Source organism: Rhizobium sp. rho-13.1 (assembly GCF_007000305.1).
In the GTDB taxonomy this organism is placed as follows: Bacteria; Pseudomonadota; Alphaproteobacteria; order Rhizobiales; family Rhizobiaceae; genus Rhizobium; species Rhizobium rhododendri.
In genome coordinates this window covers 225,144-248,049 of sequence record NZ_SCFL01000002.1, presented here as the reverse complement: position 1 = coordinate 248,049, position 22,906 = coordinate 225,144, and the positions used below count along the sequence as shown (strand labels likewise).

At 59.5% G+C, this 22,906-nt stretch carries 23 protein-coding genes; 8 read left to right on the top strand and 15 right to left on the bottom strand.

The window, feature by feature from the left end:
- Window positions 1-316: 316 nt before the first annotated feature.
- The 8 genes from EQW76_RS07615 to EQW76_RS07585 all read right to left on the bottom strand — a co-directional run bounded on the left by EQW76_RS07615 (window position 317) and on the right by EQW76_RS07585 (window position 7,386).
- On the bottom strand, window positions 317-2,278 hold the full coding sequence (locus EQW76_RS07615; RefSeq protein WP_142823825.1) for a MacB family efflux pump subunit: 1,962 nt from the start codon (window positions 2,276-2,278) through the stop codon (window positions 317-319).
- Window positions 2,279-2,281: 3 nt separating this feature from the next.
- A complete protein-coding gene (locus EQW76_RS07610) occupies window positions 2,282-3,493 on the bottom strand; it encodes an efflux RND transporter periplasmic adaptor subunit (protein ID WP_142823824.1) in 1,212 nt (403 codons plus the stop codon).
- Window positions 3,493-3,660, bottom strand: a complete 168-nt coding sequence (locus tag EQW76_RS29005) for a hypothetical protein (RefSeq protein WP_153816478.1) — start codon at window positions 3,658-3,660, stop codon at window positions 3,493-3,495. The genes EQW76_RS07610 and EQW76_RS29005 overlap by 1 nt, the downstream gene beginning before the upstream one ends.
- A gap of 29 nt (window positions 3,661-3,689) precedes the next feature.
- Window positions 3,690-3,932, bottom strand: coding sequence for a DUF982 domain-containing protein (locus EQW76_RS07605; protein ID WP_111216367.1), 243 nt, complete (start codon window positions 3,930-3,932; stop codon window positions 3,690-3,692).
- A gap of 226 nt (window positions 3,933-4,158) precedes the next feature.
- Complete coding sequence (locus tag EQW76_RS07600) at window positions 4,159-4,368, bottom strand: cold-shock protein (RefSeq protein WP_111216365.1); 210 nt, start codon at window positions 4,366-4,368, stop codon at window positions 4,159-4,161.
- A 235-nt stretch (window positions 4,369-4,603) separates the two neighbouring features.
- A complete protein-coding gene (locus EQW76_RS07595) occupies window positions 4,604-5,083 on the bottom strand; it encodes a chemotaxis protein CheW (RefSeq protein ID WP_142823823.1) in 480 nt (159 codons plus the stop codon).
- Window positions 5,084-5,286: 203 nt separating this feature from the next.
- A complete protein-coding gene (locus EQW76_RS07590; protein ID WP_161991063.1) occupies window positions 5,287-6,621 on the bottom strand; it encodes an O-antigen ligase family protein in 1,335 nt (444 codons plus the stop codon).
- Between the two features lie 189 nt (window positions 6,622-6,810).
- Window positions 6,811-7,386, bottom strand: coding sequence for a sugar transferase (locus EQW76_RS07585; protein WP_142823821.1), 576 nt, complete (start codon window positions 7,384-7,386; stop codon window positions 6,811-6,813).
- Window positions 7,387-7,578: 192 nt separating this feature from the next.
- Between EQW76_RS07585 and EQW76_RS07580 the strand changes: the two genes are divergently transcribed.
- A complete protein-coding gene (locus EQW76_RS07580; protein WP_142823820.1) occupies window positions 7,579-8,505 on the top strand; it encodes an SDR family oxidoreductase in 927 nt (308 codons plus the stop codon).
- On the opposite strand, the gene EQW76_RS07575 is transcribed toward EQW76_RS07580, so the two are convergent.
- Window positions 8,502-9,785 carry a nucleotide sugar dehydrogenase gene (locus EQW76_RS07575; protein ID WP_142823819.1) on the bottom strand — a complete coding sequence of 428 codons (1,284 nt, stop codon included), beginning with the start codon at window positions 9,783-9,785 and terminating at the stop codon, window positions 8,502-8,504. The two genes, EQW76_RS07580 and EQW76_RS07575, sit on opposite strands and share 4 nt — an antisense overlap.
- Before the next feature lie 251 nt (window positions 9,786-10,036).
- Between EQW76_RS07575 and EQW76_RS07570 the strand changes: the two genes are divergently transcribed.
- Genes EQW76_RS07570 through EQW76_RS07555 form a run of 4 tightly spaced genes read left to right on the top strand, consistent with a single transcriptional unit; the run spans window position 10,037 to window position 13,847 of the window.
- Window positions 10,037-11,065, top strand: a complete 1,029-nt coding sequence (locus tag EQW76_RS07570; protein WP_142823818.1) for a sulfate ABC transporter substrate-binding protein — start codon at window positions 10,037-10,039, stop codon at window positions 11,063-11,065.
- A gap of 6 nt (window positions 11,066-11,071) precedes the next feature.
- The gene (gene cysT / locus EQW76_RS07565; RefSeq protein ID WP_111216351.1) at window positions 11,072-11,929 is read left to right on the top strand and encodes a sulfate ABC transporter permease subunit CysT; all 858 of its coding nucleotides are present in this window, start codon (window positions 11,072-11,074) and stop codon (window positions 11,927-11,929) included.
- Window positions 11,919-12,791, top strand: a complete 873-nt coding sequence (cysW, locus tag EQW76_RS07560; protein ID WP_142823817.1) for a sulfate ABC transporter permease subunit CysW — start codon at window positions 11,919-11,921, stop codon at window positions 12,789-12,791. Before cysT ends, cysW begins: the two co-directional genes overlap by 11 nt.
- Before the next feature lie 9 nt (window positions 12,792-12,800).
- Window positions 12,801-13,847: a sulfate/molybdate ABC transporter ATP-binding protein gene (locus EQW76_RS07555; RefSeq protein ID WP_142823816.1), complete on the top strand. Its 1,047-nt coding sequence runs from the start codon at window positions 12,801-12,803 to the stop codon at window positions 13,845-13,847.
- A gap of 9 nt (window positions 13,848-13,856) precedes the next feature.
- On the opposite strand, the gene EQW76_RS07550 is transcribed toward EQW76_RS07555, so the two are convergent.
- Window positions 13,857-14,684 (bottom strand): endonuclease/exonuclease/phosphatase family protein, encoded by an 828-nt coding sequence (locus tag EQW76_RS07550; protein ID WP_142823815.1) that lies wholly within the window; start codon window positions 14,682-14,684, stop codon window positions 13,857-13,859.
- A 93-nt stretch (window positions 14,685-14,777) separates the two neighbouring features.
- Window positions 14,778-16,241: a phosphatidylserine/phosphatidylglycerophosphate/cardiolipin synthase family protein gene (locus EQW76_RS07545; RefSeq protein WP_142823814.1), complete on the bottom strand. Its 1,464-nt coding sequence runs from the start codon at window positions 16,239-16,241 to the stop codon at window positions 14,778-14,780.
- A gap of 322 nt (window positions 16,242-16,563) precedes the next feature.
- On the opposite strand from EQW76_RS07545, the gene EQW76_RS07540 reads away from it, so the two are divergent.
- From EQW76_RS07540 to EQW76_RS07530, 3 genes are all read left to right on the top strand, one after another.
- On the top strand, window positions 16,564-16,830 hold the full coding sequence (locus EQW76_RS07540) for a DUF2934 domain-containing protein (protein ID WP_142823813.1): 267 nt from the start codon (window positions 16,564-16,566) through the stop codon (window positions 16,828-16,830).
- Between the two features lie 105 nt (window positions 16,831-16,935).
- Window positions 16,936-17,670: a glutathione S-transferase gene (locus EQW76_RS07535; RefSeq protein WP_142823812.1), complete on the top strand. Its 735-nt coding sequence runs from the start codon at window positions 16,936-16,938 to the stop codon at window positions 17,668-17,670.
- A gap of 24 nt (window positions 17,671-17,694) precedes the next feature.
- Window positions 17,695-18,501, top strand: coding sequence for a Ku protein (locus EQW76_RS07530; RefSeq protein ID WP_142823811.1), 807 nt, complete (start codon window positions 17,695-17,697; stop codon window positions 18,499-18,501).
- Between the two features lie 17 nt (window positions 18,502-18,518).
- Here the strand turns inward: EQW76_RS07530 and EQW76_RS07525 are convergent, their stop codons facing one another.
- The 4 genes from EQW76_RS07525 to glgX form a co-directional block, all read right to left on the bottom strand.
- Window positions 18,519-19,352, bottom strand: a complete 834-nt coding sequence (locus EQW76_RS07525; protein WP_142823810.1) for a Ku protein — start codon at window positions 19,350-19,352, stop codon at window positions 18,519-18,521.
- 2 nt (window positions 19,353-19,354) lie between these two features.
- A complete protein-coding gene (locus EQW76_RS07520; protein ID WP_142823809.1) occupies window positions 19,355-19,606 on the bottom strand; it encodes a hypothetical protein in 252 nt (83 codons plus the stop codon).
- Between the two features lie 71 nt (window positions 19,607-19,677).
- A complete protein-coding gene (locus EQW76_RS07515) occupies window positions 19,678-20,712 on the bottom strand; it encodes a DNA topoisomerase IB (protein ID WP_142823808.1) in 1,035 nt (344 codons plus the stop codon).
- A gap of 12 nt (window positions 20,713-20,724) precedes the next feature.
- A complete protein-coding gene (glgX, locus tag EQW76_RS07510) occupies window positions 20,725-22,890 on the bottom strand; it encodes a glycogen debranching protein GlgX (RefSeq protein ID WP_142823807.1) in 2,166 nt (721 codons plus the stop codon).
- Window positions 22,891-22,906 lie beyond the last annotated feature (16 nt).

Below are 22,906 nucleotides of genomic sequence, written 5' to 3'. Positions count from 1 at the left end.
TTTTGGCTCCTTTGCAACCGCACTTTCGACGCGCCTCCGGATATTGATTATTAGTCATTTAAATCAATTACTTAACCAGCAGCGACACCTGTCATGAACGCATGTCGGGTCAACAGAGAAAGAGGCGGGCATATTGAGACACCAATTTCCGCAGAATGACCTTCTTTCAGCAATGCTTGGAAATGTTTCTGCCGCGCAGTGCTGTAAATTTTGGTGGTTCGCTGCTTCCTGATTAGCATCGATCGGCCAGCTTCGTCACCATGCCCCACATCTTGGCGAAGCTGGCTTTTTCCTGGAAAGCCGCAGACACCTCGCGTCAATCGCGCGCCAGCGCCGCGACAGGATCCAGCAGCGAGGCGTTGCGCGCCGGCATGAAGCCGAACACCACGCCGATCAGGCATGAAAAGCCGAGCGCCAGCACGATCGAGCCATCGGAATAGATCAGCGAGAAATTGGTACTGATCGCATTGAAGACCGCGCCGAAGGTCATCGCGGTGGCAATGCCTAATGCGCCGCCGAGCGCACAGACAATCACGGCTTCGATCAGGAATTGCTGGAGAATATCCTTGCGCCGGGCGCCGACGGCCATCCGCACGCCGATTTCACCCACCCGCTCGGACACCGACACCAGCATGATATTCATCACCCCGATACCGCCGACGAGCAGGGAAATGACGGCGATGGCCGCCACCAGCAGCGTCAGGGTCTCGGCCGTGGCGGTGATCGTCTTGCGGATGTCGTCCGTGTTCAGAATGGAGAAGTCCTGCGCCGCGTGGCGACGTTTCAGAAATTGCGTGATGGCATCTTCTGCAACCGAGCTCGATGCATCGTCGGACACCCGCACGGTGATGCTGCGCAACGACATATCGCCGAGAAAGCGTGCCTGGACGCTGGTATAGGGCAGATAGACCGACAGGTTGTCGCTGGAGCCGAACCCGCCCTGCTGCATGGCAATGACGCCGATGACGCGGATCGGCGTCTTGCCGACCAGGATGATCTGGCCTACCGGATCAAGCCCCGTATGGTCGAACAGCGACGATGCGGTGTTCTGGTCGATGACGGCGTTCTGGGTGATGTCCCGGACATCCCTGTCATCGAAGAACCGGCCTTTCGTCAGCTTCGAGCCCTTGGCTACAAAATACTGGTCGCCGACGCCGTTCACCAGGGCATTGGCCTCCTTGGCGCCGAACCGCACGGTGGTGCTGGTCGAAACCGTGGGCGTCACCGCCGCGACATAGCTCAGCTGCCTCAACGCGTTGGCATCCGAGACCACCAGGGTCTTGATGCGACCGGCGCGGGGATCGCCAAAACCCTTGCCCGGAAATATCTCCAGCGTGTTGGTGCCGAGGCCACTAATATTGGAAAGCACCTTCTGCTGCGTTCCCTGCCCCAGGGCGACGACGCAGACGACCGCGGCAATGCCGATGATGATCCCGAGCATCGTCAGGAAAGTGCGCAGCCGGTGCGCCTTGAGCGCCAGAACAGCCATGATGAAGGCTTCGCGCAGACTGGCGAGGCCAGCCCGCCAGCCGGGGCCGGATTGCGGTGCCGGTCTCGCCATCGCGGATACCGGGCCTGTTGGCAACGCAGCCTTTTCCGAAGGACGATCGGCGACGATGCAGCCGTCGGAAATTTCGATGATGCGATTGGCGTGGGCCGCGACCGACATGTCGTGGGTGACGATGATGACCGTATGGCCTTCGGCATTCAACTCGTTGAGAATGCGCAGGACATCTCCACCGCTCTGCCTGTCGAGCGCGCCAGTGGGCTCGTCGGCGAGGATGACGTTGCCGTTGTTCATCAACGCCCGGGCTATAGAGACACGCTGCTGCTGGCCGCCGGAAAGCTGGCCGGGCCTGTGACCGAGACGATCTCCAAGACCAAGCCGCACAAGCAGTTCCCGCGCGCGGATGCTGCGCGCAGATGACTGGCCGGCGTAGATGGCCGGGACTTCGACATTGCCGAGAGCGGTCAGTTCGGACAGCAGGTGATAGCGCTGGAAGATAAACCCGAAATGCTCGCGGCGCAGCTTCGAAAGGGCATCGCTGTCGAGCGTTTGCGTCGATTGGCCGGCGACGGCATATGTCCCCGACGTCGGCCTGTCGAGCAGCCCCAGAATATTCATCAGCGTCGACTTGCCGGACCCCGAGGGACCGACGATGGCGATCATCTCGCCCTCCTCGATCGACAGGTTGATCTCCTTGAGGACGCTGATCGTGCTGTCGCCCGAAAGGTAGTCACGCCTGAGATCGGTTAGCCGGATGATTGGCTCGGCCATGGCCTAAAGTCCCATCGGTGGCGGCCCGCCCATTTTCGTTGTCGCCTGGGTGGCACTTCTCTCGCCGACGACGACCCGCTCGCCCTCCGACAGCCCGGACTGGACCTCGGCGCTGACATTGTTGTTGAGACCGATCTTCACCTTGCGCATCGACGTCGAATTGTCGGTTGCGGCGACCTGCACATCGTACTGGCCATCCGCGCCCATGGCGCCCAAGGCTGCCGAAGGTATGGTGAGGACGCCGCGCGCCGAGCCCAGCACGATGTGAACCTCGGCGGACATATAGGTCCGGAAGCGGCCGTCGGGATTGGGAACATCGAAGATGCCGTTGTAGTAGATCGCAGAGGTCGATGTCGACGAAGTGGTGGACGAACTCGATGTCGTGCTCGACGAACTGATGCTGCTGTCGCTGGTGATCGATTCGGGCGCCGGCTCGATAGACTGCAACACCGTACGGTGGATCGTTCCGGGATCGCCGAGGATGGTGAAGTCGATCGCCTGGCCGACCTTGACCTTGACGACATCGGCTTCCGAAATTTCGGCCCGCACCGTCATCGTCTGCAATTGGCCGAGAATGACAATGGTCGGAGCCGACTGTGCAGCGTTGACGGTCTGGCCCTGCTGATTGACGATCGCCAGAACGGTGCCATCCATCGGCGCGGTGATATGGGTATAGGCAAGGTTCGCCTCTGCTGTCTCGACGGCGACCTGGGCAGAGGTGATCTGGGCATCGAGAGCTGCGATCTCGGCGGTCGTTTTCTTGACGGTTGCGACGGCACTGTCGAGGTCGGACTTCGGGCCGGCCTGCTTGGCAAACATCGCCCGCTGGCGGGCTAGCGTTATCTCGGCGTTTTCAAGATCCGCCTCGCTCTCGTCGCGCTGCGCCTTGACGTTGGCAAGGGAAGCCTGCGCCGTGCGAAGTTCGTTTCTCTGGGTGACCGAATCGATCTCGGCAACCAGCGCACCTTTCTGCACCGTATCGCCAAGCTTGACATTGAGGGCGGTGATACGGCCGGAAACCTGCGCACCAACGGCCACCATCTGCGCTGGCTTGAAGGTGCCAGAGGCAAGAACTGTCTCCTCGACATCGCCGCGCGTCACCGCGGCCACGATGAAAGACGGTCCGTCGGCCGCAAACAGCCGGCCGCGAAAGACGAAGGCTGCCGAAGCGACGATCAACAGCGGCAGGAGCACGAATAAAAGTGCACGGCGCATCAGGAATTCTCCCCGTCGACGTCAAAGGCGGGACAGGCAGGCTGCAGCAATCGGATCATCAAACTCTCCATTGCGCCGGGCATAACATCCATCGGCGAACGGCGTTTTTCCGAATATTTCCAAAAGTGTCCGGACTGGTATTTTTTAGGGATTGCCGCATGGTTCATGCGACGATCCGCTGGATATGGCTTCGAAATCAGCGAGGCTTGAGGTTGGCCTCCTGGGCTGCCTCGACAAAGACCTTGCGGGCGTCTTCCGAATCCTTGTTGCCAGCAAGAGCAGCGCGGCAAAAGCGGCGCGCAGCGGCATGGCGTGGACCGGGACTGCCCGGCCATGGGCCGTCCAGAAACTCGAGCGCTTCAGCAGGGTTCTTGAGGGTTATGAGTTCGCCTGGCTTGACCGTCAGCGTGACGATTTCGCTCCATCGTGTAGGGCGCATGATATCTCCAATGCCGCAATCGTCACCCGTTTCGGATGAAGTTGCCGGTACAGATTGTTTGGTTAGATCGGGAGGCTGGCGCGTGTCGGCTCGAGATGCCTGGACACGAAGGGGTTTGCCTGCAGCGAGAAGACCGACTGCAACCAAAAAAGGCCAGGCATATTGCCTGACCTTCCGATGGTGTTCATGCCCCGGCTACGTTGTCGCCGCCGGGACAGAAAGACCTTTAAGCAGCCTGAAGCTGAGCGGCGGACATCTTGCCCGACTTGTTGTCGCGCTCAAGCTCGTAGGAGAGCTTCTGGCCTTCGACGATTTCGCGCATGCCAGCGCGTTCGACGGCCGAGATGTGAACGAAAACATCGGCATCGCCGTTGTCAGGCTGAATGAAGCCGAAGCCCTTTGTGGAATTAAACCATTTAACTGTGCCAGTGGCCATGACGAAACCCTTTCATGTAATTTGAAGGATCGCCGCGCAAAAAGCGCCGCGAGGTGAAGTCCCGATTTTGAAAGGAAGTTCGTCCAGGGCACGCAAGATGCGCGCAATAACAAAAGTCAGACAAGCAATATCGACAACCTTTAGATAGGGTTCGGTGGCCCTGATGTCAACCTGTCGACCATCAGCCGGGGCAACCAGGGCAAGTCACCGAACACAAATGTCGTCAGCCGCCGGCTCAGGCGGCGAGGTTTTCCAGTCCGGATGCTTCGAACATGCGCTCAAGATTGAGAAAGCAGATCATGCCGCTATCCTGAGCGATGATGCCATCGGAATAGCTCGTGCCGCCGGGGACGTTCATGTCGGGAACCGGTTGCAGCAGGGCGGCATCGATGGTGAGGATATCGGATACGCTGTCGACGATCAGGCCCATCGATGTTTCGTTGATTTCGGCGACCACGATGGCACTGCGCTCGGTTGGCACGGTGCTTTTCATGCCGAGCTTGAGCGAAAGGTCGATGATCGGGATCACCGTGCCGCGCAAGTTCATCACGCCCATGACCTCCGCCGGCGAATGGGGGATCGGCGTTGCGGCATCCCAGCCGCGGATCTCGCGAATGGCCGTCGTGCGTACGCAAAATTCCTGGCCATTGAGGTGGAAGGAGAGGATTTCGAGGGTATCGCCGCTCGAATGCGATTGCTTGTGGACGATGTTCATCAAAACTCCTGCCGGCCGAGGCGGCTGCGTTGCCAGCGAATGACCCGAACGTTGACAGGCGGATGGCGGCGCCTGGACGCTCTTACCATGACGGGTAACAATTGCGTTTTGATTAAACGGGCGGTTGCCCTTTTAAGCAAACGGCAGAGTTTTCGAATATTCGCATGCCGACAGCGACAATCCTTCGCTCGCGCGTTGCACTTTCAGCCTCTCGCGCCGGGCTCCTCCCGCAATGCATCGTAGTCGTGTGCGGTTCGCATGTTGCACCAGCAGGCAAAGGCCGAACTGAGGAGGGCCAGGCTTTCGCCGATCGCCAGTCTGTTGTTCGAGTTGCTGAGTAGCGTCAGAGCGAAGAAGAACAGGCCGACCGTGTAGACGTGGAAGGCGGCGCGCGGGATGACGCCTGCGCGAAAGGCGCGAAACACCGAAACGAACAGCGCGCCGAGGATGACAGACATGATAACCGCGCCGAAGATACCGAAGCGCACCAGGATTTCGAGATAGCCGTTGTGGAACAGCGTGTACCTGACATTCGGATAGCGCGCGGCATTCAACTGGTCGACCCACTTGCTTCCCCAGCCGAACACCGGCGCCGAGGAAATGAGTTCTCCGGCGTCGTACCAGAGCTGCAAACGCTCATCCATCGAGACGGGTGTCGTCGGGGAATCGATGGTGCCGAGCACGACCCCGTTGAAGTCGCGACGCGCGTGAAAACCTTCAAGCATGGAAATCGCCGCATCGACAGTCGGCCCGGCCGTCTTGTTGAGATTGTGGCGTACGGCATAGGCGCCACAACCGAGCAGGATGGATGCAGCGACGATGGTGATCAGCCCGGTACGCAGGCGCAGATAGGTCAGGGACAACAATCCAGCAATCGGCAACGTCAGGGTCAGCGCCAGCCAGACGCCCTTGGACTTTGCGCCATAGATTGCGATGAGACAGAGGATCATCACTACAGGTGCGACGACAAGGCCAAATCGGCGCAGGAGCGGCTTCGCATCGCTGTTGGAAAGGTAGTGAAGCCACCAGAAATAGGCCGACAAGAGGATAAGGCCGCAGGCGACCGCCCCGTGGATCTGGTTGTTCATGATCAGGGGCTTGACCGTTTCGCCGGCAAATATCCGCACGTATCCGGTGGTGGCCGCGAGCATCACCAGGGCGACCGCGAAAAACGCTGCGACGATGCGCTCGATCCGCCCTTCCGTCATCGAAAAGGCAACACCCAGGATCGGGAAGAAAAACGGGAAAGCGTAGAGCCACTCGGATGCGCCGCTCTCGTGCGGATGCGTCATGATGTAGAAGCGAAGGAAGCGGACCGCGACATAGATGCCCCACGCCATGCACAGCCAGCCAAGCCAGTTTGTAGCGGGCCGGTTCGGCATCTTCAGGAAATGGACCAGGGCAATGATGGCGAGAACTGCCGATGCATAGCGATAGGCATCCGTTTCGACGAACACCGCGGAGGCGGCGAAAAGCCAGGCGATACTGATGATAATCGTCAGAAGGGCATTCGGCTTCGCTGCAGTCGACGTAGTCATCATATCCCTTGACCGCTCCGATAGGTAGGTGGGCATTGACCCCGGCCTCGTCGAGGTCTTCGGGTGTCCGACCGGACAATCTCCTGACGCTTATCCCGAGGTGCCGGCTGGCTGTAAAGAGGGGATAGGGGTTTCAGCTGCAGCAGGGCTCGAAATTCACGCCGTCATGGCAAGAAGATCGCACTCGGCTCAATGCGTTACGCCATCCCGCCCCAGCACCTTCATGGCGGTCAGGAGAATGATCCATAGATCGAACGCGAAGGATCGACGCTTCAGATACTCGGCGTCGAGCCGTACTTTGTCGGGAATGGGCAGCTCGTCGCGGCCGTTGATCTGGGCCCAGCCGGTCAGGCCCGGCACCAGAGTGTGGACGCCACTGGCGGTACGAAGCTCGATCAGGTCCTGCTGGTTGAAGAGGGCTGGACGCGGACCGACAAGGCTCATCTCACCCTTGAGGATGCACCAGAGCTGCGGCAACTCGTCGAGGCTGGAGCGGCGCAGGAAGGAGCCGATCGGCGTCAGGTAACGTTTCGGGTCGGAAAGCAGATGGGTCGCAACGGCTGGCGTATCGACGCGCATGCTGCGAAATTTCGGCATCCGGAAAATGCGATTGTCCCGGCCTACCCGATCGGACCAGTACAGCACCGGCCCCTTCGAGGTTGCGCGCACACAGATTGCCACGACCAGGATCGGAATCGAAAACAGGATCGCTGCCGCAAGGGCTGCGAACAGGTCGAAACTGCGTTTGGAGACGGTGTACAACATCTGGAACTGCCGGAGAGAAATTTCGGCGTGAATCTCATATCCGGGGCGATTTCACAATCAGATTGTCGTTTGCACCCTGTTTTCCCGGTTTTGGATCGCATCCCGACGTCTATCGCCTGAGTGCTGATAGCGCTAATAGCAGACAGAAACGCGGGATGATCGAATGCTTGAAACTACCACAGGGGCCGGCGCATGATATTGGTGACCGGGGCAACCGGGTTCGTTGGCACAGCGCTCTGTGCGGACCTTACGGCGCGCGGGATTGCCTTTCGTCCGGCCAGTCGTCTGCCTACGTCAGGATTTCATCCGGTGGGCACGATCGACGCCCGCACGGACTGGACCGAAGCGCTGGCCGGCATCGATTGCGTGGTTCATCTAGCCGCTCGCGTGCATGTCATGGATGATACGGCGGCAGATCCGCTGGCTGCGTTTCGTGCCGCGAATGTCGACGCCACGCTCAATCTGGCACGCCAGGCCGCAGCAGCCGGCGCTCGACGCTTCATTTTCGTGAGTTCGATCAAGGTCAACGGCGAGGAGACGGCCCCAGGCCGGCCTTTCACCGCCGCAGACGTGCCGGAGCCCAGGGATCCCTACGGGCTTTCGAAATGGGAAGCAGAACAGGCGCTGTTTCACCTCGGCAGGCAGACGGGCATGGACATCGTCGTGATCCGTCCGCCACTCATCTACGGTCCGGGTGTCAAAGCCAATTTCGCGAGCCTGATGCGCCTTGCGCGGCGCGGGCTGCCCCTCCCCTTCGGTCTCATCTCCAACAAAAGGTCGCTGCTGTTCGTCGGCAACCTGACGGATTTCATCATCCTCTGCGTCGCTCACCCGAACGCTGCCAACCGCACATTTCTCGTCAGCGACGGCGAGGACCTTTCCATCGGGCAGTTGATCGCCGGCATTTCTGGCGCAATGGGTCGCAAGACCTGGCTTCTGCCCGTGCCAGCCCGTCTCATCGAAGCGGCTGCGGCAATGCTGGGCAAGGGTTCGGCGGCGAGACGGCTGCTGGGTTCGCTGCAAGTCGATATCGGCGAGACCCGCCGCATTACCGGCTGGACGCCACCGTTTTCAAGCGAACAGGGTGTGGCGCTGACGGTGCAGGCTTTCCCAGGCTAGAGGCTCCAGACGGCATGGCCCACAAGGCCTGGATTATCGAGTTGGAGCGCCGATTTCACATCGACCACGACGCCGCCAGGTTTCAGCAGGCCGAGCAGGGCTCCGGCATCGTCGGCGAGATACTGGCGGTGCGGAACGGCAAGCACGACGGCATCGAGCGGCGGGAATGCTTCAAGGGCGGTGAACCGAACGTCATACTCATGTTCCGCCTCGTCGGCATCGGCCATCGGGTCGTGGATCAGCGGCTTGAGGCCGAACTGGTGCAATTCGCGGATGATGTCTGGCACGCGGCTGTTGCGCAGATCGGGGACATTCTCCTTGAATGTCAGGCCGAAGATGCCGATCCGCGCACCGTTGATGGGCTTTTCCGCCGACACCAGCATCTTGATCAGCTTCTGGGCGATGAAGGCTCCCATTCCATCGTTGATCCGCCTGCCGGACAGGATGACTTCCGGATGGTAGCCAAGTTCCTCGGCCTTGGCCGTCAGATAATAGGGATCGACGCCGATGCAGTGGCCGCCGACCAGCCCTGGCGTGAAGGGCAGGAAATTCCACTTGGTCCGCGCGGCCTCGAGAACGTCGGCGGTTCGGATGTCCATCTTTTCGAATATGATAGACAGCTCGTTCATCAGCGCGATGTTCAGGTCGCGCTGGGTGTTCTCGATGACCTTGGCAGCCTCGGCAACACGGATGCTGGTCGCGCGGTGGATGCCGGCATCGACGACGCTGCTGTAGATCGCCGCGACCCGTTCGAGCGTTTCGGCCGTATCGCCTGACACCACTTTGACGATTCGCTCGAACGTGTGCTCGCGATCGCCGGGATTGATGCGCTCAGGCGAATAGCCGAGATGAAAGCCTTCGCCCTGTTTCAGGCCGGAGACTTCGGCCAGCACCGGGCCGCATATTTCTTCCGTGACACCAGGAAATACGGTCGATTCGTAGACGACGATTGCGCCCGGCTTCAGCACTTGGCCGACGGTGCGCGAGGCGGCGATAAGCGGTCGCAAGTCCGGCTGGCGGTTCTTGTCGATCGGCGTCGGCACCGCCACGATGAATACGGTGCGGTCGCCAAGGTCTTCCAGGCTGCTCGACAGGCGCAGCGACGTCTCGCGAAGGCGGTCGGGCGATACTTCTCGGGTGGAGTCCCGGCCATTTTTCAGGTCTTCGATCCGCGCGTGGTTGACATCGAAACCGATCACGTCGGCGTATTTGTCGGCCAGGGCCATGGCGACCGGCAGGCCAACATAGCCGAGCCCTATCACTGCAATTTTTTCGCTCACGAACTTATTCCTCAGGCATTTCGAGCAATTAACGCAAAGGGACCGGCAATGTCAGCTTAAATCATGATTGCCGATCAATGAGATCCGGTCTCTGCGGGATTTGCAGGGCCAAGCTGCTTCGCTCAGCAATGTGATTTCATTTTTCGCGAGTCTATGGGATGAAATTCCACGTTGGCGCGCGTCGCGGGAACAATCGCCGTTACATTATACGACCAGATTGGTAGAGTTGAGGCACAATCAGGGAGGTGTTCATGCAGACGCTACGGCTATCCAGACTTCTTGCCACCGCAGTGCTAATCGGCAGCTTTTCGCTCTCGGGACTAGCATCCGTGTTTGCAGCCGAACAGACGCTGCTCAACGTGTCTTACGACCCGACACGCGAACTCTACAAGGATTTCAACGCCGCCTTCGCTGCCAAGTGGAAGAAGGACACCGGCGAAACGGTCGAGCTGAAGGCCTCTCACGGCGGTTCGGGCGCCCAGGCTCGCTCCGTTATCGACGGGCTGAACGCCGATGTGGTGACGCTGGCGCTCGAAGGCGATATCGATGCGATCGCCAAGGCGACCAACAAGATACCGGCAGACTGGAACACCAAGTTTCCCAACAAGAGCGTGCCTTACACATCGACGATCGTCTTCCTCGTGCGCAAGGGCAACCCCAAGGCTATCAAGGACTGGCCCGATCTCATCAAGGACGGCGTCCAGGTCATCACTCCGAACCCCAAAACCTCAGGTGGCGCGCGCTGGAACATTCTTGCGGCGTATGCCTGGGCAAAAGAGGCCAATGGCGGCGATGATGCCAAGGCGGAGGAATACCTCTCTAAACTTCTGAAGCATGTGCCGGTTCTCGACAGCGGCGCCCGTGGCGCGACGACGACATTCGTGCAACGCGGCCTCGGCGACGTTTTGCTTGCCTGGGAGAACGAAGCCTACCTGTCGCTCGAGGAACTCGGGCCGGACAAGTTCGAGATCGTCACCCCTTCGGTATCGATCCGGGCCGATCCGCCGGTTGCCGTTGTCGACGGCAATGTCGACAAGAAGGGCACGCGGAAGCTTGCCGAGGCTTATCTGAACTATCTCTATTCAGACGATGGACAAAAGATTGCGGCTGCGCATTATTACCGTCCGATCAAGCCTGCAGCCGCCGACCCGAAAGACATTGCCCGCTTCCCCAACCTCAAGCTCGCCTCGATCGACGATTTTGGCGGATGGAAGGTGGCGCAACCTAAATTCTTCGCGGATGGTGGCATCTTCGACAAGATCTACAAGCCGGGACAGTAAGACTAGATGCAGGCACCAACCCGTAGGCGGTGGCAATTCAGGCAACCGAGCGTCATTCCAGGATTTGGAATGGCGCTCGGTTTTACCTTGATATGGCTTATCCTCATAGTTCTCATTCCGATTTCAGGCCTGCTGCTGAAGACGAGTTCGCTCGGCTGGGGAGCCTTCTGGTCGATCGCGTCAGACCCTCGGGTTCTCGCGGCGTTGCGAATGAGCTTTGGCGGCGCCCTGGTCGCTGCCGTCGTCAATGCAATTTTCGGCGTCATTCTGGCCTGGGTGCTGGTCCGCTACAATTTCCCCGGAAAGCGGATCATCGATGCCGTCGTTGACCTGCCCTTCGCGCTGCCGACGGCCGTCGCCGGTATCGCGCTGACCACACTCTATTCGCCGAATGGCTGGATCGGCCAGTTTCTTTCGCCGCTCGGCATCAAGGTCGCTTTTACGCCTGTGGGCGTTGTGATTGCACTGATTTTCGTCGGCTTGCCCTTCGTGGTGCGCACGGTACAGCCGATCATGGAAGAAATCGACCGCGAGGTCGAAGAGGCTGCAGCAACGCTCGGCGCTAACCGCTTCCAAACCATCACCCGGGTGCTATTGCCGGGGCTGGCTCCTGCCGTGCTCACCGGCTTCGCGCTTTCCTTTGCGCGTGCGGTCGGGGAGTATGGATCTGTGATCTTCATTGCCGGCAACCTGCCCTACGTGTCGGAAATTGCACCGTTGCTGATCGTCATCCGGCTCGAGGAATATAATTATGCCGCAGCGACCGGCATCGCCGCGATCATGCTGATCATCTCCTTCGTGATGCTGCTGGTGATCAACCTCATCCAGACCTGGAGCAGGCGGAGGTACGGCTATGGCGCATGATCCAACAGCGCCGCCTCATGAGGTGACGTCTGCCGTCACCGAGGGCCGGTTTGCCCGCCGGACGCTGATCGCAATCTCGCTCGTTTTCCTGGCGCTGATCCTGCTGCTACCGATGGCGGCCGTTTTCGTCGAAGCGTTTCGCAAGGGCGCTGGCGCATTTTTCGAGGCGCTGCAGGACGAAGAGACGTTTTCTGCCATCAAGCTGACGCTGATTGTCGCTGCCATCAGCGTGCCTCTCAATCTGGTGTTTGGCGTGGGTGCGGCCTGGGCGATTGCCAAGTTCGAATTCAAGGGCAAGGCGTTCCTGACGACGCTGATCGACCTGCCGTTCTCGGTATCCCCGGTCATCGCCGGATTGGTCTTCGTATTGCTGTTCGGCTCCAACAGCCTGCTCGGCCCATGGCTTGAGGCAAACAATATCAAGATCCTTTTCGCGGTGCCCGGCCTCGTGCTGGCGACGATGTTCGTTACCTTTCCGTTCGTTGCCCGCGAACTGATCCCGCTGATGCAGGAACAGGGCACGGCCGATGAAGAGGCCGCCCTTTCGCTCGGCGCCAGCGGTTTCCAGACCTTCTGGTACGTGACGCTGCCGAATATCAAATGGGGACTGCTCTACGGCGTGCTGCTCTGCAACGCCCGCGCCATGGGCGAATTCGGCGCAGTCTCGGTAGTGTCAGGTCATATCCGCGGCGAGACCAACACCATGCCGCTGCAGATCGAAATTCTCTACAACGACTACAATTTCTCCGGCGCTTTCGCCGTGGCAACGCTGCTTGCGCTGCTCGCCTTGGTGACGCTTATTCTCAAGACGTTGCTGGAAATGCGCTTCAGCGAGGAAATCGCTGCGAGCCGGCGTCACTAAGGAAGACTGATGGAAGTTCGCGTTCAAAACATCCGCAAGGATTTCGGCCGCTTTCCGGCCCTGCACGACGTCACGCTGGACATCCGCTCCGGCGAGCTGATTGCGCTGCTGGGGCCCTCCGGCTCCGGCAAGACGACCTTGTTGCGGCTGATCGCCGGGCTGGAGACGCCGACGGAAGGCGAGATCTATTTCGGCAATGAAGACGCCTCGATGAAGACCGTGCAGCAGCGCAATATCGGCTTCGTCTTCCAGCACTATGCGCTATTCCGCCACATGACGGTGCTCGACAATATCTCCTTCGGCCTCAAGGTGCGCCCCTCGGCGCGCCGCCCGGCGCGATCGGAGATCCGTCGGCGGGCGCTCGAACTGCTCGATCTGGTTCAGCTTTCCGGCCTCGAAAAACGCTATCCAGCACAGCTGTCCGGCGGCCAGCGGCAGCGCGTGGCGCTCGCCCGCGCCATGGCCGTCGAGCCCAACGTGCTTTTGCTCGACGAGCCTTTCGGGGCGCTCGATGCGCAGGTGCGCAAGGATCTGCGCAAATGGCTGCGGGAAATTCACGACCGGACGGGCCATACGACTGTCTTCGTGACCCATGATCAGGACGAGGCACTCGAGCTTGCGGACCGGGTCGTCGTCATGAGCCAGGGTGCCATCGAGCAGATCGGCACGCCCGACGATATCTACGACACTCCGAATTCGCCCTTCGTCTTCGGCTTCATCGGCCAGTCGAACTGCTTGAAGGTGCAGTTGACCGATGGCGAGATCTGGTTCGAGGATCGCCCGCTCGGACTGACGGCCGCAGGCGAGCCCGACGGTACGGCCAATCTCTACTTTCGGCCTCACGACGTCGAACTGCGCGATGGATGCGGCGGCTGCATAGCGGGGCTGCTTACCGCCAGCCGTCGCGTTGCAGGCACACGTCATATCGAAATCGATATCGGCGCCGGTCATCCCCGGGTCGAGATCGAATTACCACCCGAAAAAGTTGGCGAGCTCGACCGTAGCCGCATCGCCTTCAGGCCGACACGCTGGAAACTGTTTCGCGATAAGGTTTGACGCCGGCGATCAGACGCTTGCTGCGGCTATTGGCTCTGCCACCAACGTCGTCTTGATGGGCAGATGGTCGGAAGCCATGCGCGCCAGAGGGGTGTTATGGACCTCTATTGCCGAGATCAGGCCGCTCTTGTTGGCGATCATGCGATCGAGCGCAAGGATCGGCATATTGGCGGGGAAGCTTGGTACCGCAGCCGGCTGAGGACCGAACGCCGCGTGAAACGTGTGTAGCGATGAGCGGTTGCCCAGACGCCATTCGTTGAGATCGCCGAGCAGGATGGTCGGCGTTTCATCGTCCCTGGTCATGATATCGACGAGGACACGCGCCTGCTGCGCGCGTGAGCGACGCAAGAGGCCGAAATGGGCGGCTATGATGCGCAGGGCACTGCCGTTCGACAGCTCGATCTCCGCCACCAGCGCGCCACGTGGCTCGAGACCTGGCAGCTTGATCTGATGGACATCTCGGACCTTTCCCTGCTTGAACAGCACGACATTGCCATGCCAACCATGGGCCTTCGCGACCCCTTCGACCGGCACGGCGACCAACCCTGTCTCACGCTCGAGCCTGGACAGATCGAGCAGGCCGGTGCGTTCGCCAAACCGGCTGTCGGCCTCCTGCAAGGCCATGATGTCCGCATCGATTTCCTGGATGACCCGCAGAATGCGATCGGGATCGAAGCGTCGATCCGAGCCGACGCATTTATGAACATTGTAGGAGGCGATTACGGTGCCCGGCATACGTTCATGGTCGGTCGCATGGGCGTGCGTGCGATGGATCTTCCGGTTCCGGATGGAATGCAAAATGCTTCTGCGCAGGCTTTGGTGGTTTTTCGTATGCATTTCACTCGACCAGCTTGCAGGCGACCGCGATGTCGCTTCTCCCGACTATAGGGCCGGCCGACGCGACCGCCAGTCCCCAATGCCCGTTTGGCGCTAAAGAAAAGGTGATCCGAGCCAGAGGACCTTTTCCAGCAACCGCACCAGGAACGGTCTCTTGCGCAGCGCATGCTGCTCGACCTGCTCCGAAGTCGACAGGACTTCGCGGATATGGTCGCCGATCTTCTTTGCGAAACTCCGGTCGATGACCTCCATATCGACCTCGAAGTTCAGCCGCATCGAACGAGGATCCAGATTGGACGAGCCGACATAGGCCCAGACATCGTCGATCGACAGCAGCTTTGAATGATTGAAAGCGCCTTTCGCGCGCCAGATACGGCAGTAGTTCTTCAGCATCTGATCGAACTGCGCTGTCATGGCGCGGTCGACGAGCACCAGATTATTGGCCGCAGGCACGACGATATCGACCGTTACGCCGCGTCGCGCTGCCGTGATCAGGGCGCTGATCAATTCGCGATCCGGCAGAAAATAGGGGGACATGATCAGGATCGAGCTGCGGGCGACTGAAAACGCGCCAATCAGCATCTTGTGGTTAGTCTCGAGGCTCCGGTCTGGACCGGATGAGACGATGCGCATCAGGATCGGTGCATCCGGATCCCTCTGCTGCTCTGCCATTCGCCATTCATCGCCCTGGAGGATTTCCCCGGTGGCAAAACGCCAGTCTTCGGACGCGGTGTGGAACAGGTCTGCGACGGCCGGACCGGTGACGCGGAAATGCGCATCGTGGGCAGCCTGTTCGCCGGCAAACTCTGTCGTGAAGCCCTTCCGGATGTTCATGCCGCCGGTTAACGCTACGCGCCCGTCGACGATCAGGATCTTGCGGTGGGTTCTGAGGTTGGCATAGGGCAGCCGGAGGCCAATGATGACATTGCCGTTGAAGACGTCGACCGTAACCCCACCCTCCTTCAGGTGGCCCATGATGCTTGGCACCGAATAGCGGGCGCCGACGGCATCGATCAGCACGCGAACAGTGATTCCGCGCCGGACGGCAGCAATCAGCGCATCGGCGATCCTCAGCCCGATGGGATCGCGATCGAAGATGTAGGTTTCGAGGATGATGCTGCGCTCCGCGGCATTGATTTCCTCCAGCATCGCCGGGTAGGCGACATCGCCGCCCTCCAGCATCTTGATGGAATTGCCACTGGTCATGGGATGGCGGGTGACGCGATCTCCCAGCACCTTCATCGCGCCAAAACGCTGCCCATAGGCAATCCGCAGCGCCTCGCTGTCAGCTTCGAAGATCGCCAGTTCACTGCGCGTTTCCTGCCTGAAAAGCATGTCTCGCTGGGATGTCAGCGCCGCCCGCCGGATGCGGTTGATACCCGCGACCGCGTATAGAAGCGCACCGACGATGGGAGACAAGACGATGAGAGCGACCCATCCGATGGCGGCACGCACGTCTTCCTTCGTCATGGCGGCATGAATAGCCGCAGTTGCACCCATGGCAACCGACAGAAAGAGAAGGATATGGGGCCAGTAGGCAATGATAATGCTGAACATCGGGCGACTATAACGGTGCCGGAATTGTGCGCAATCGAAGGGTTGAGGGGAGCGGGGTGTAGAGGGGCGGTTTTGCACTGCAAAAAACGAGGGATTACGTTTTTGAATTGAACAAGCGCCATTGCCGGCTCATATTGATTTTGCGGCAATGTTGATGCGACCTGATGTTCGCGACGAGCGGGTTTCCCTGGTCCCAATATCGCCCCAGTTCTGGCAGCGCCATCGCGACGCTGCGACCCGATATCCAACAGACGTGTCAGCGGAGCTGGAACTTTGCATTTCCCAAGAAGTTAAACTTTCCAAGCTGCCAAGGAGAAAAGCGATGACGGAATCCCGAGACGAATGGATTATGAAACGCGCTTACGCACTCTGGGAAGAGGAAGGCTATCCAACAGGGAGAGACTCAATCCACTGGGAACAGGCGACCAAGGAAAGGGCCGTCATGGAAACGACGGCGCCACACGGCCTTGCCGTGAAGCCGAAAGCAAAGACCACCTCTTCCAAGGCGGCAAAAGCCAATGGGTCAACACCAGCGCCAGCCCTTTCGCCGAAGCGGTCGACCAAGAAGGATGTGACTGCGAAAGCGTAGCCCCACCTCCGTAAACTGCACGGTCATCCGTTAAGCACCAGTTTTTCAGCGGGTCCGAAGGTCTGCAGCGGCGACCCAAACGACCCAATGACATGGCGAGATTCGATGACTTATGAGTTATATTACTGGGACGGACTACAAGGCCGCGGTGAGTTTGTCCGCCTCGCCTTGGAAGAAGCTGGCGCTGACTACGTCGATGTGACCCGCGCCGACGGTCCCGGCCGGGGAACGGGTGCCATGCTGGAGATTATGAAGCGTGAAAAGCGCCCCCAGATTCCATTCTCACCGCCGTTCCTGAAGGATGGCGAGCTCTTCGTGTCGCATGTTGCCAATATCCTTCTTTATCTGGGGCCGAAGCTCGGCCTGGCGCCGGCGGGAGACGAGCAACGGTTTGTTGCCAACGGCTTGCAGCTGACGATCACGGACCTCGTGTCCGAGGTTCACGACACGCACCACCCAATCTCCACATCGCAATATTACGAAGACCAGAAAGACGCGGCAAAGCTGCGGGCGGAAGCTTTCATCCAGGAACGCATTCCGAAGTACCTCGGCTATTTCGAGCGTATCCTGAAGGCGAATACTTCCGGCCCCACATACAGCGTGGGGCCATCGCTGAGTTATGTGGACCTGTCTCTGTTCCAGGTCGTCGAAGGCCTGACTTATGCGTTTCCGCGCGCCATGAAAGGCTACGCCCCTCGATATCCTTTGCTGATCGCGCTTCGCGATGCTGTCGCCCAGAGACCCAACATCGCACGTTACCTGCAATCCGAGAGGCGCCTCCCGTTCAACGAGGACGGCATATTCCGACACTACCCCGAGCTGGATCAGGACATCGCGTAGTCGCGAAAGGGATGGAGACAGATTTTGGCAAAACAGCCCCGATACTGGAAAGGCTATTTGAAACTCTCCCTGGTGACCTGCCAGGTATCGCTGACGCCGGCGACGACGGACAATGCCAAGATCAGGTTCAATGTGATCAATCGGAAGAGTGGAAACCGGCTGGAAAGCCACTACATCGATTCCGGCACCGGCAAGCCTGTGCCAGACGATCAGCAGGTGAAGGGTTACGAGCGCGGCGACGACGATTACATCTTCCTCGAGGACGAGGAGATCGAGGCTGTCGCCCTCGAAAGCAATCGCGCCATCAGTATCGACACCTTCGTGCCAAAAAACTCGATCGACTGGATCTACTACGACGCTCCGCATTTTCTGGCGCCTGAGGACAAGGTGGGTCTGGAAGCCTTCTGCGTCATTCGGGAGGCCATGAAGGCCAGCGGGGTGGTCGGGATCGCGCGCCTTGTGCTGAACCGGCGCGAGCGTGCTGTGTTGCTGGAGCCGAGCGGCAACGGCATTGTCCTCTGGACGCTGCGTTATGGCGACGAGGTGCGTGAGCCGGACAAATCCTTTGCAGTGGCAGAAAAGCCGGAAGCAGAGGCACTTGTCCTGATGAAGACGCTGATCGAAAAGCGCAAGGTGGACTGGTCTCCCGAGTTGACGCTCGACCCTATCCAAGACAAACTCGCAGCATTGATCAAGGCGAAGAAAAAGGGACGCGGCAAGAAGCCGGCACCTGCTTGCAAAGAAGCTCCCGCGACATCTGGCAACGTCATCAACATCATGGATGCGCTGAAGAAGAGCATCGAAGCAAACCAGACACCCAAGGGGCGATAACTCGGCCAAAGAACTGATTAGCCGGCTTTCTTTGTCTGCGCTGGCGCTTTCTTTGTCTTTGCCCCGGGCTTGGGCTTCGCCATGCCCGCGCTCTCGCGCAAGGCCTGCATGAGATCGACGACCTTCTCTTCTTTTACTGGCGGCTTCTTCGGCAGAGGCTTGCCCTCCACCTTCGCCTTGACCAGTTCCACCAATGCCTCTTCGTATCGGTCGTCAAAGGCGGAGGCGTCGAAGGTGCCCTTCTTGGTATCGATGATGTGGCTTGCCAGCTCCAGCATTTCCCCTGTCACCTCGAGCTCGGGTATATCCTCGAAGGCATCGGCCTCGGAACGGACCTCGTAGTCGAAATTGAGCATCGTGGCGACGAGACCTTTTTCATAGGGACGAACCAGCAGCGTCCGGTACCGGCGGAATAGGACAGCGTGGGCGAGAGCGGCAACCTTTTCCCGATTCATCGCTTCGATCACCAGCGCCAGGACCTCGCGATCATCGTCACTGACCGGGATCAGGAAATAGGGTCTGTCGAAATACAGCCGGTCGATATCGTCCCAGCCGATAAAGCTTTCGATCGACAGGACCTTATCACTTTCGGGCACTATCGAGGCGAGCTCGTCGCCTTCCATGACGAGGTACTCACCATCGTCCAGCAGGTAGCCTTTGATCTGATCGTCCCGCTCCACGGGCTTGCCTGTCTCGCTGTCGACGAACTGGCGCTCGACGCGATTGCCGGTCTTGCGATTGATGATGTGGAATGAAAGACGTTCGGAGGACGATACCGCAGTGTAGAGCCCTACCGAGCAGCTTAGTGCGCCGATGGTCAACTGCCCCTTCCAGCTTGCTCGTGCTGTCATGATCAGTGTCCGCGACGACGGTTGTCTAAGGCGACGATCTTTTCGACAGCAGCCAGCTCGTCACTGCTGGCAGCGGGCACGGCATCGCCAGCGACCGCCTCCAGAACCGCGCTCGACAAGGTGCCGTTATGGATGAGCCATTCCAGCGCCTCGCGGGTTTCACGTTCCGCCTTTAGCTGCGCGTAAAGCGCGACTATCAAACGATCGCGGGGATCCGGCTGCCTGGAGGCCTTGCTGTCTTGGACGTCTTTCATCACTACCTCCACAACGCATTGTTCAGGTTGCAACTGCTGCAGGGGCAAATGGTTCCTGGAGCCAAGACCTACTATGCCGATGGACTGCTCTCTTCACTGCGCCTGATCAGAAAATCGAGCAATCGGTTTTCGTCAGCCCGAAGACCACGCAGGGGTTCGACGAGGGGCGCGAAGACCTCTTCGTCGAGAGAATGCTGCTTGTCTGCAAGAGCAATTATCGACGGATGTATGTAGCTCGAACGTGAAATTGCCGGCGTGTTGTGGAGCACCTCGGCAGACGCCTCGGACATTTCCTTGACCGTCGGCCGCATGCCTTTTTCCAGCGCATTGCGGGCGGAGGTGAAGGCGGCGAGCGAGCCACCCCAGGTTCGAAATGTCTTTGCCGAGACGGAAAGGCCGGAGATTTCTCCGAGGTAAAGATTGAGGCGGCCCGAATCGATTGGTCTCAGCAACCCGTGTTCGTCTTTCCAAGCAAACAACTGGCGACCGGGCAGATCGGCGATCTCTTCCAGCATCCTTTGCAGACGCGGATGTTTCAGGCTCCGCTGCACCCTCTTGCCACCCTTGGCGATGAACCGAAGCTCGATACGCCCGCCGTTGAGTTTAAGGTGGCGTTTCAGAAGAGTGGTCGCGCCATAGGTGCCGTTTTCGCGCGCATAGCTCTGATTGCCCACGCGCAGATGGGCCTCGTCGAGCAACGTGGCCAACGCAGCAAGGACACCGTGGATGTCATCCATGCCACCATCGAGGTGACGCAGGACGGCGCGGCGCATTTTCGGTAATGCCTGACCGAATTCGATGAGCTGGTGGAATTTCTCCACGCTCCGGTGCGACTGCCACTCCTTGTGGTAGCGGTACTGCTTGCGTCCGCGCGCATCCATGCCGGTTGCCTGCAGGTGGCCGTTTTCCTGCAGGCAGATCCAGACATTGTCATAGGCGGGCGGAAGACCGAGCGACGCGATCCGCTTGCGATGGACCGCGTCGTTGAGCACGCTGCCGTCCGGCAGCCTGTAGGAAAAGCCTGTGCCTCTTCGATGGCGGCGTATACCAGGTTCGCTGTCGTTCACATACACAAGACCAAGATCTGTGATCGATATTTCGCTCATCGAAGCTGCCTGCTATTTCCTGTCGGGTTGAGCCTGACGACCAAAGTGGAACCAACGCTTGCGCTCGGCAGTCTTCGGCTGATCCGGCTCATCGGCTTTCGGTGCGAATACCGCGACACTCGCGGCGTAGACGACAACCGTGTTTTCAACCTCATGGGTTTTGAAGGTTTCTTCCGTGCCAGTATCCACGACGCGGCACCATTTTTCACCCTCCCCCAATTCAGGAAGATGGAATTCACAGTCGCCGCCCGCATTGAACACCATGAACAGGTCGTCGAGGACTTCGCTATCGGTAGCATGGACACTCTTACCGATGTAGACACCCAGGACGCGCAATTCGCCATCATCCCAGGCGCCGTCGTCCATCTGGTTGCCGTCGGGCTTGAACCAGGCGATCTCAGCGCGACCGTCTTCCGAGGTGTCACCGGTCAGAAAGCGCTCCTGGCGAAGGACGGGATGAGCCTTCCTGAAGGCGACGGCCTTTTGGCAGAATTCGAGGAAGGGATCTTTCAGACCGTTCCAGTCCGTCCAGCCGATCTCGTTGTCCTGGCAATAGGCGTTGTTGTTGCCACCCTGGCTGTTGCCGACTTCATCGCCACCGACAATCATCGGCACGCCCTGGCTCAGCATCAGCGTCATGATCATGTTGCGACGGCGACGGGCGCGGGCAGCGTTGATCTCGGGATCGTCTGTCGCGCCCTCAACGCCCATGTTGTCCGAGTGATTGTCGGAATGGCCGTCATTGTTGTTTTCGCCGTTGGCCTCATTGTGCTTCTCGTTGAACGACACGGTGTCCATCAATGTGAAGCCGTCATGGGCGCTAAGCAGGTTGATAGACGTGGTAGCGCCACGGTCGGAGTGGTTGAACTGCCTTGCCGAGCCGGCGAGACGCGTCGCAAGCTTTGAAATCTGACCGCCCTCGCCTGTCCAGTAGGTCCGGACGGTGTCGCGGAACTTGTCGTTCCATTCGCGGAAGGGATAGGGGAAGCCGCCAACCTGATAACCGCCCTCGCCGATGTCCCACGGCTCGGCAATCAGCTTGACGCCGGCGAGGACCGGATCCTGGCGAATTGCGTCGAAGAAGCCGCCCTGGCGGTCGAACTCCATTTCCTCGCGGCCGAGCGTGCTCGCCAGATCGAAGCGGAAACCGTCAATGTGCATGACGCCGACCCAGTAGCGAAGGCTGTCGAGCACCATGCGCAGCACCATCGGATGCGACACGTTCAGGGTGTTGCCGGTGCCCGTGGTATCAAAGGTGTGGCGCTGATCGTCCGGCGACAGGCGATAATAGCTCTGGTTGTCCAGCCCCCTGAAGCTCATCGTAGGTCCGCGTTCGGAACCCTCTGCAGTGTGATTGTAGACGACGTCCATGATCACTTCGATGCCGGCGGCGTGGAACTTGCGCACCATCGTCTTGATTTCGGTGATCTTGTTGCTCGACATGAAGCGGTTCATCGGCGCGAAGAAGCCAAGGGTCTGGTAGCCCCAGTAGTTGCGGAGGTTCTTTTCCTCGAGGTAGCGGTCATCGACGAAGGACTGGATCGGCAAGAGCTCGATGGCAGAAATGCCGAGCTTTGTCAGGTGCTCGATAATCGGATCGCTGCACATGCCGAGAAAGGTGCCGCGCAAGGCGTCAGGAACATCCGGGTGGGTCATCGTCATGCCGCGGACATGGGCTTCGTAGATAACGGTTTCCGTCCAGGGGCGCCGGATTGCCTTGTCTCCATCCCAGTCGAAATCAGAATCCTGAACAACGCCCTTTACCATGAACGGACCGCTGTCACGCTCGTCGAACGAGAGATCGCCATCCTCGGCGCCAATCGTATATCCGTAGAGCGCGTCATCCCACTTTATGTCACCAATGATCTGCTTGGCGTATGGGTCGAGAAGCAGCTTGTTGGGGTTGAAGCGGTGGCCATTGGCTGGATCGTAGGGGCCGTGAGCGCGGTAGCCGTAGACCGTGCCTGGGCCGAGGCCGGCGATATAACCCGACCAGATATCGCCTTCCCGCTTTGGCAGCGCCATGCGGGCTGTTTCCGTCTTGCCGTCATCCGTGTAGAGGCAAAGTTCAATCTTCTCGGCATTGGCCGAAAACACCGCAAAATGCGTTCCGGCGCCGGTGTATTCGGCGCCGAGTTCCGGCTTCATGAAGTCTAGTTCCGAGAATGAAAAACTCATAAGGATAGGTCCGTTC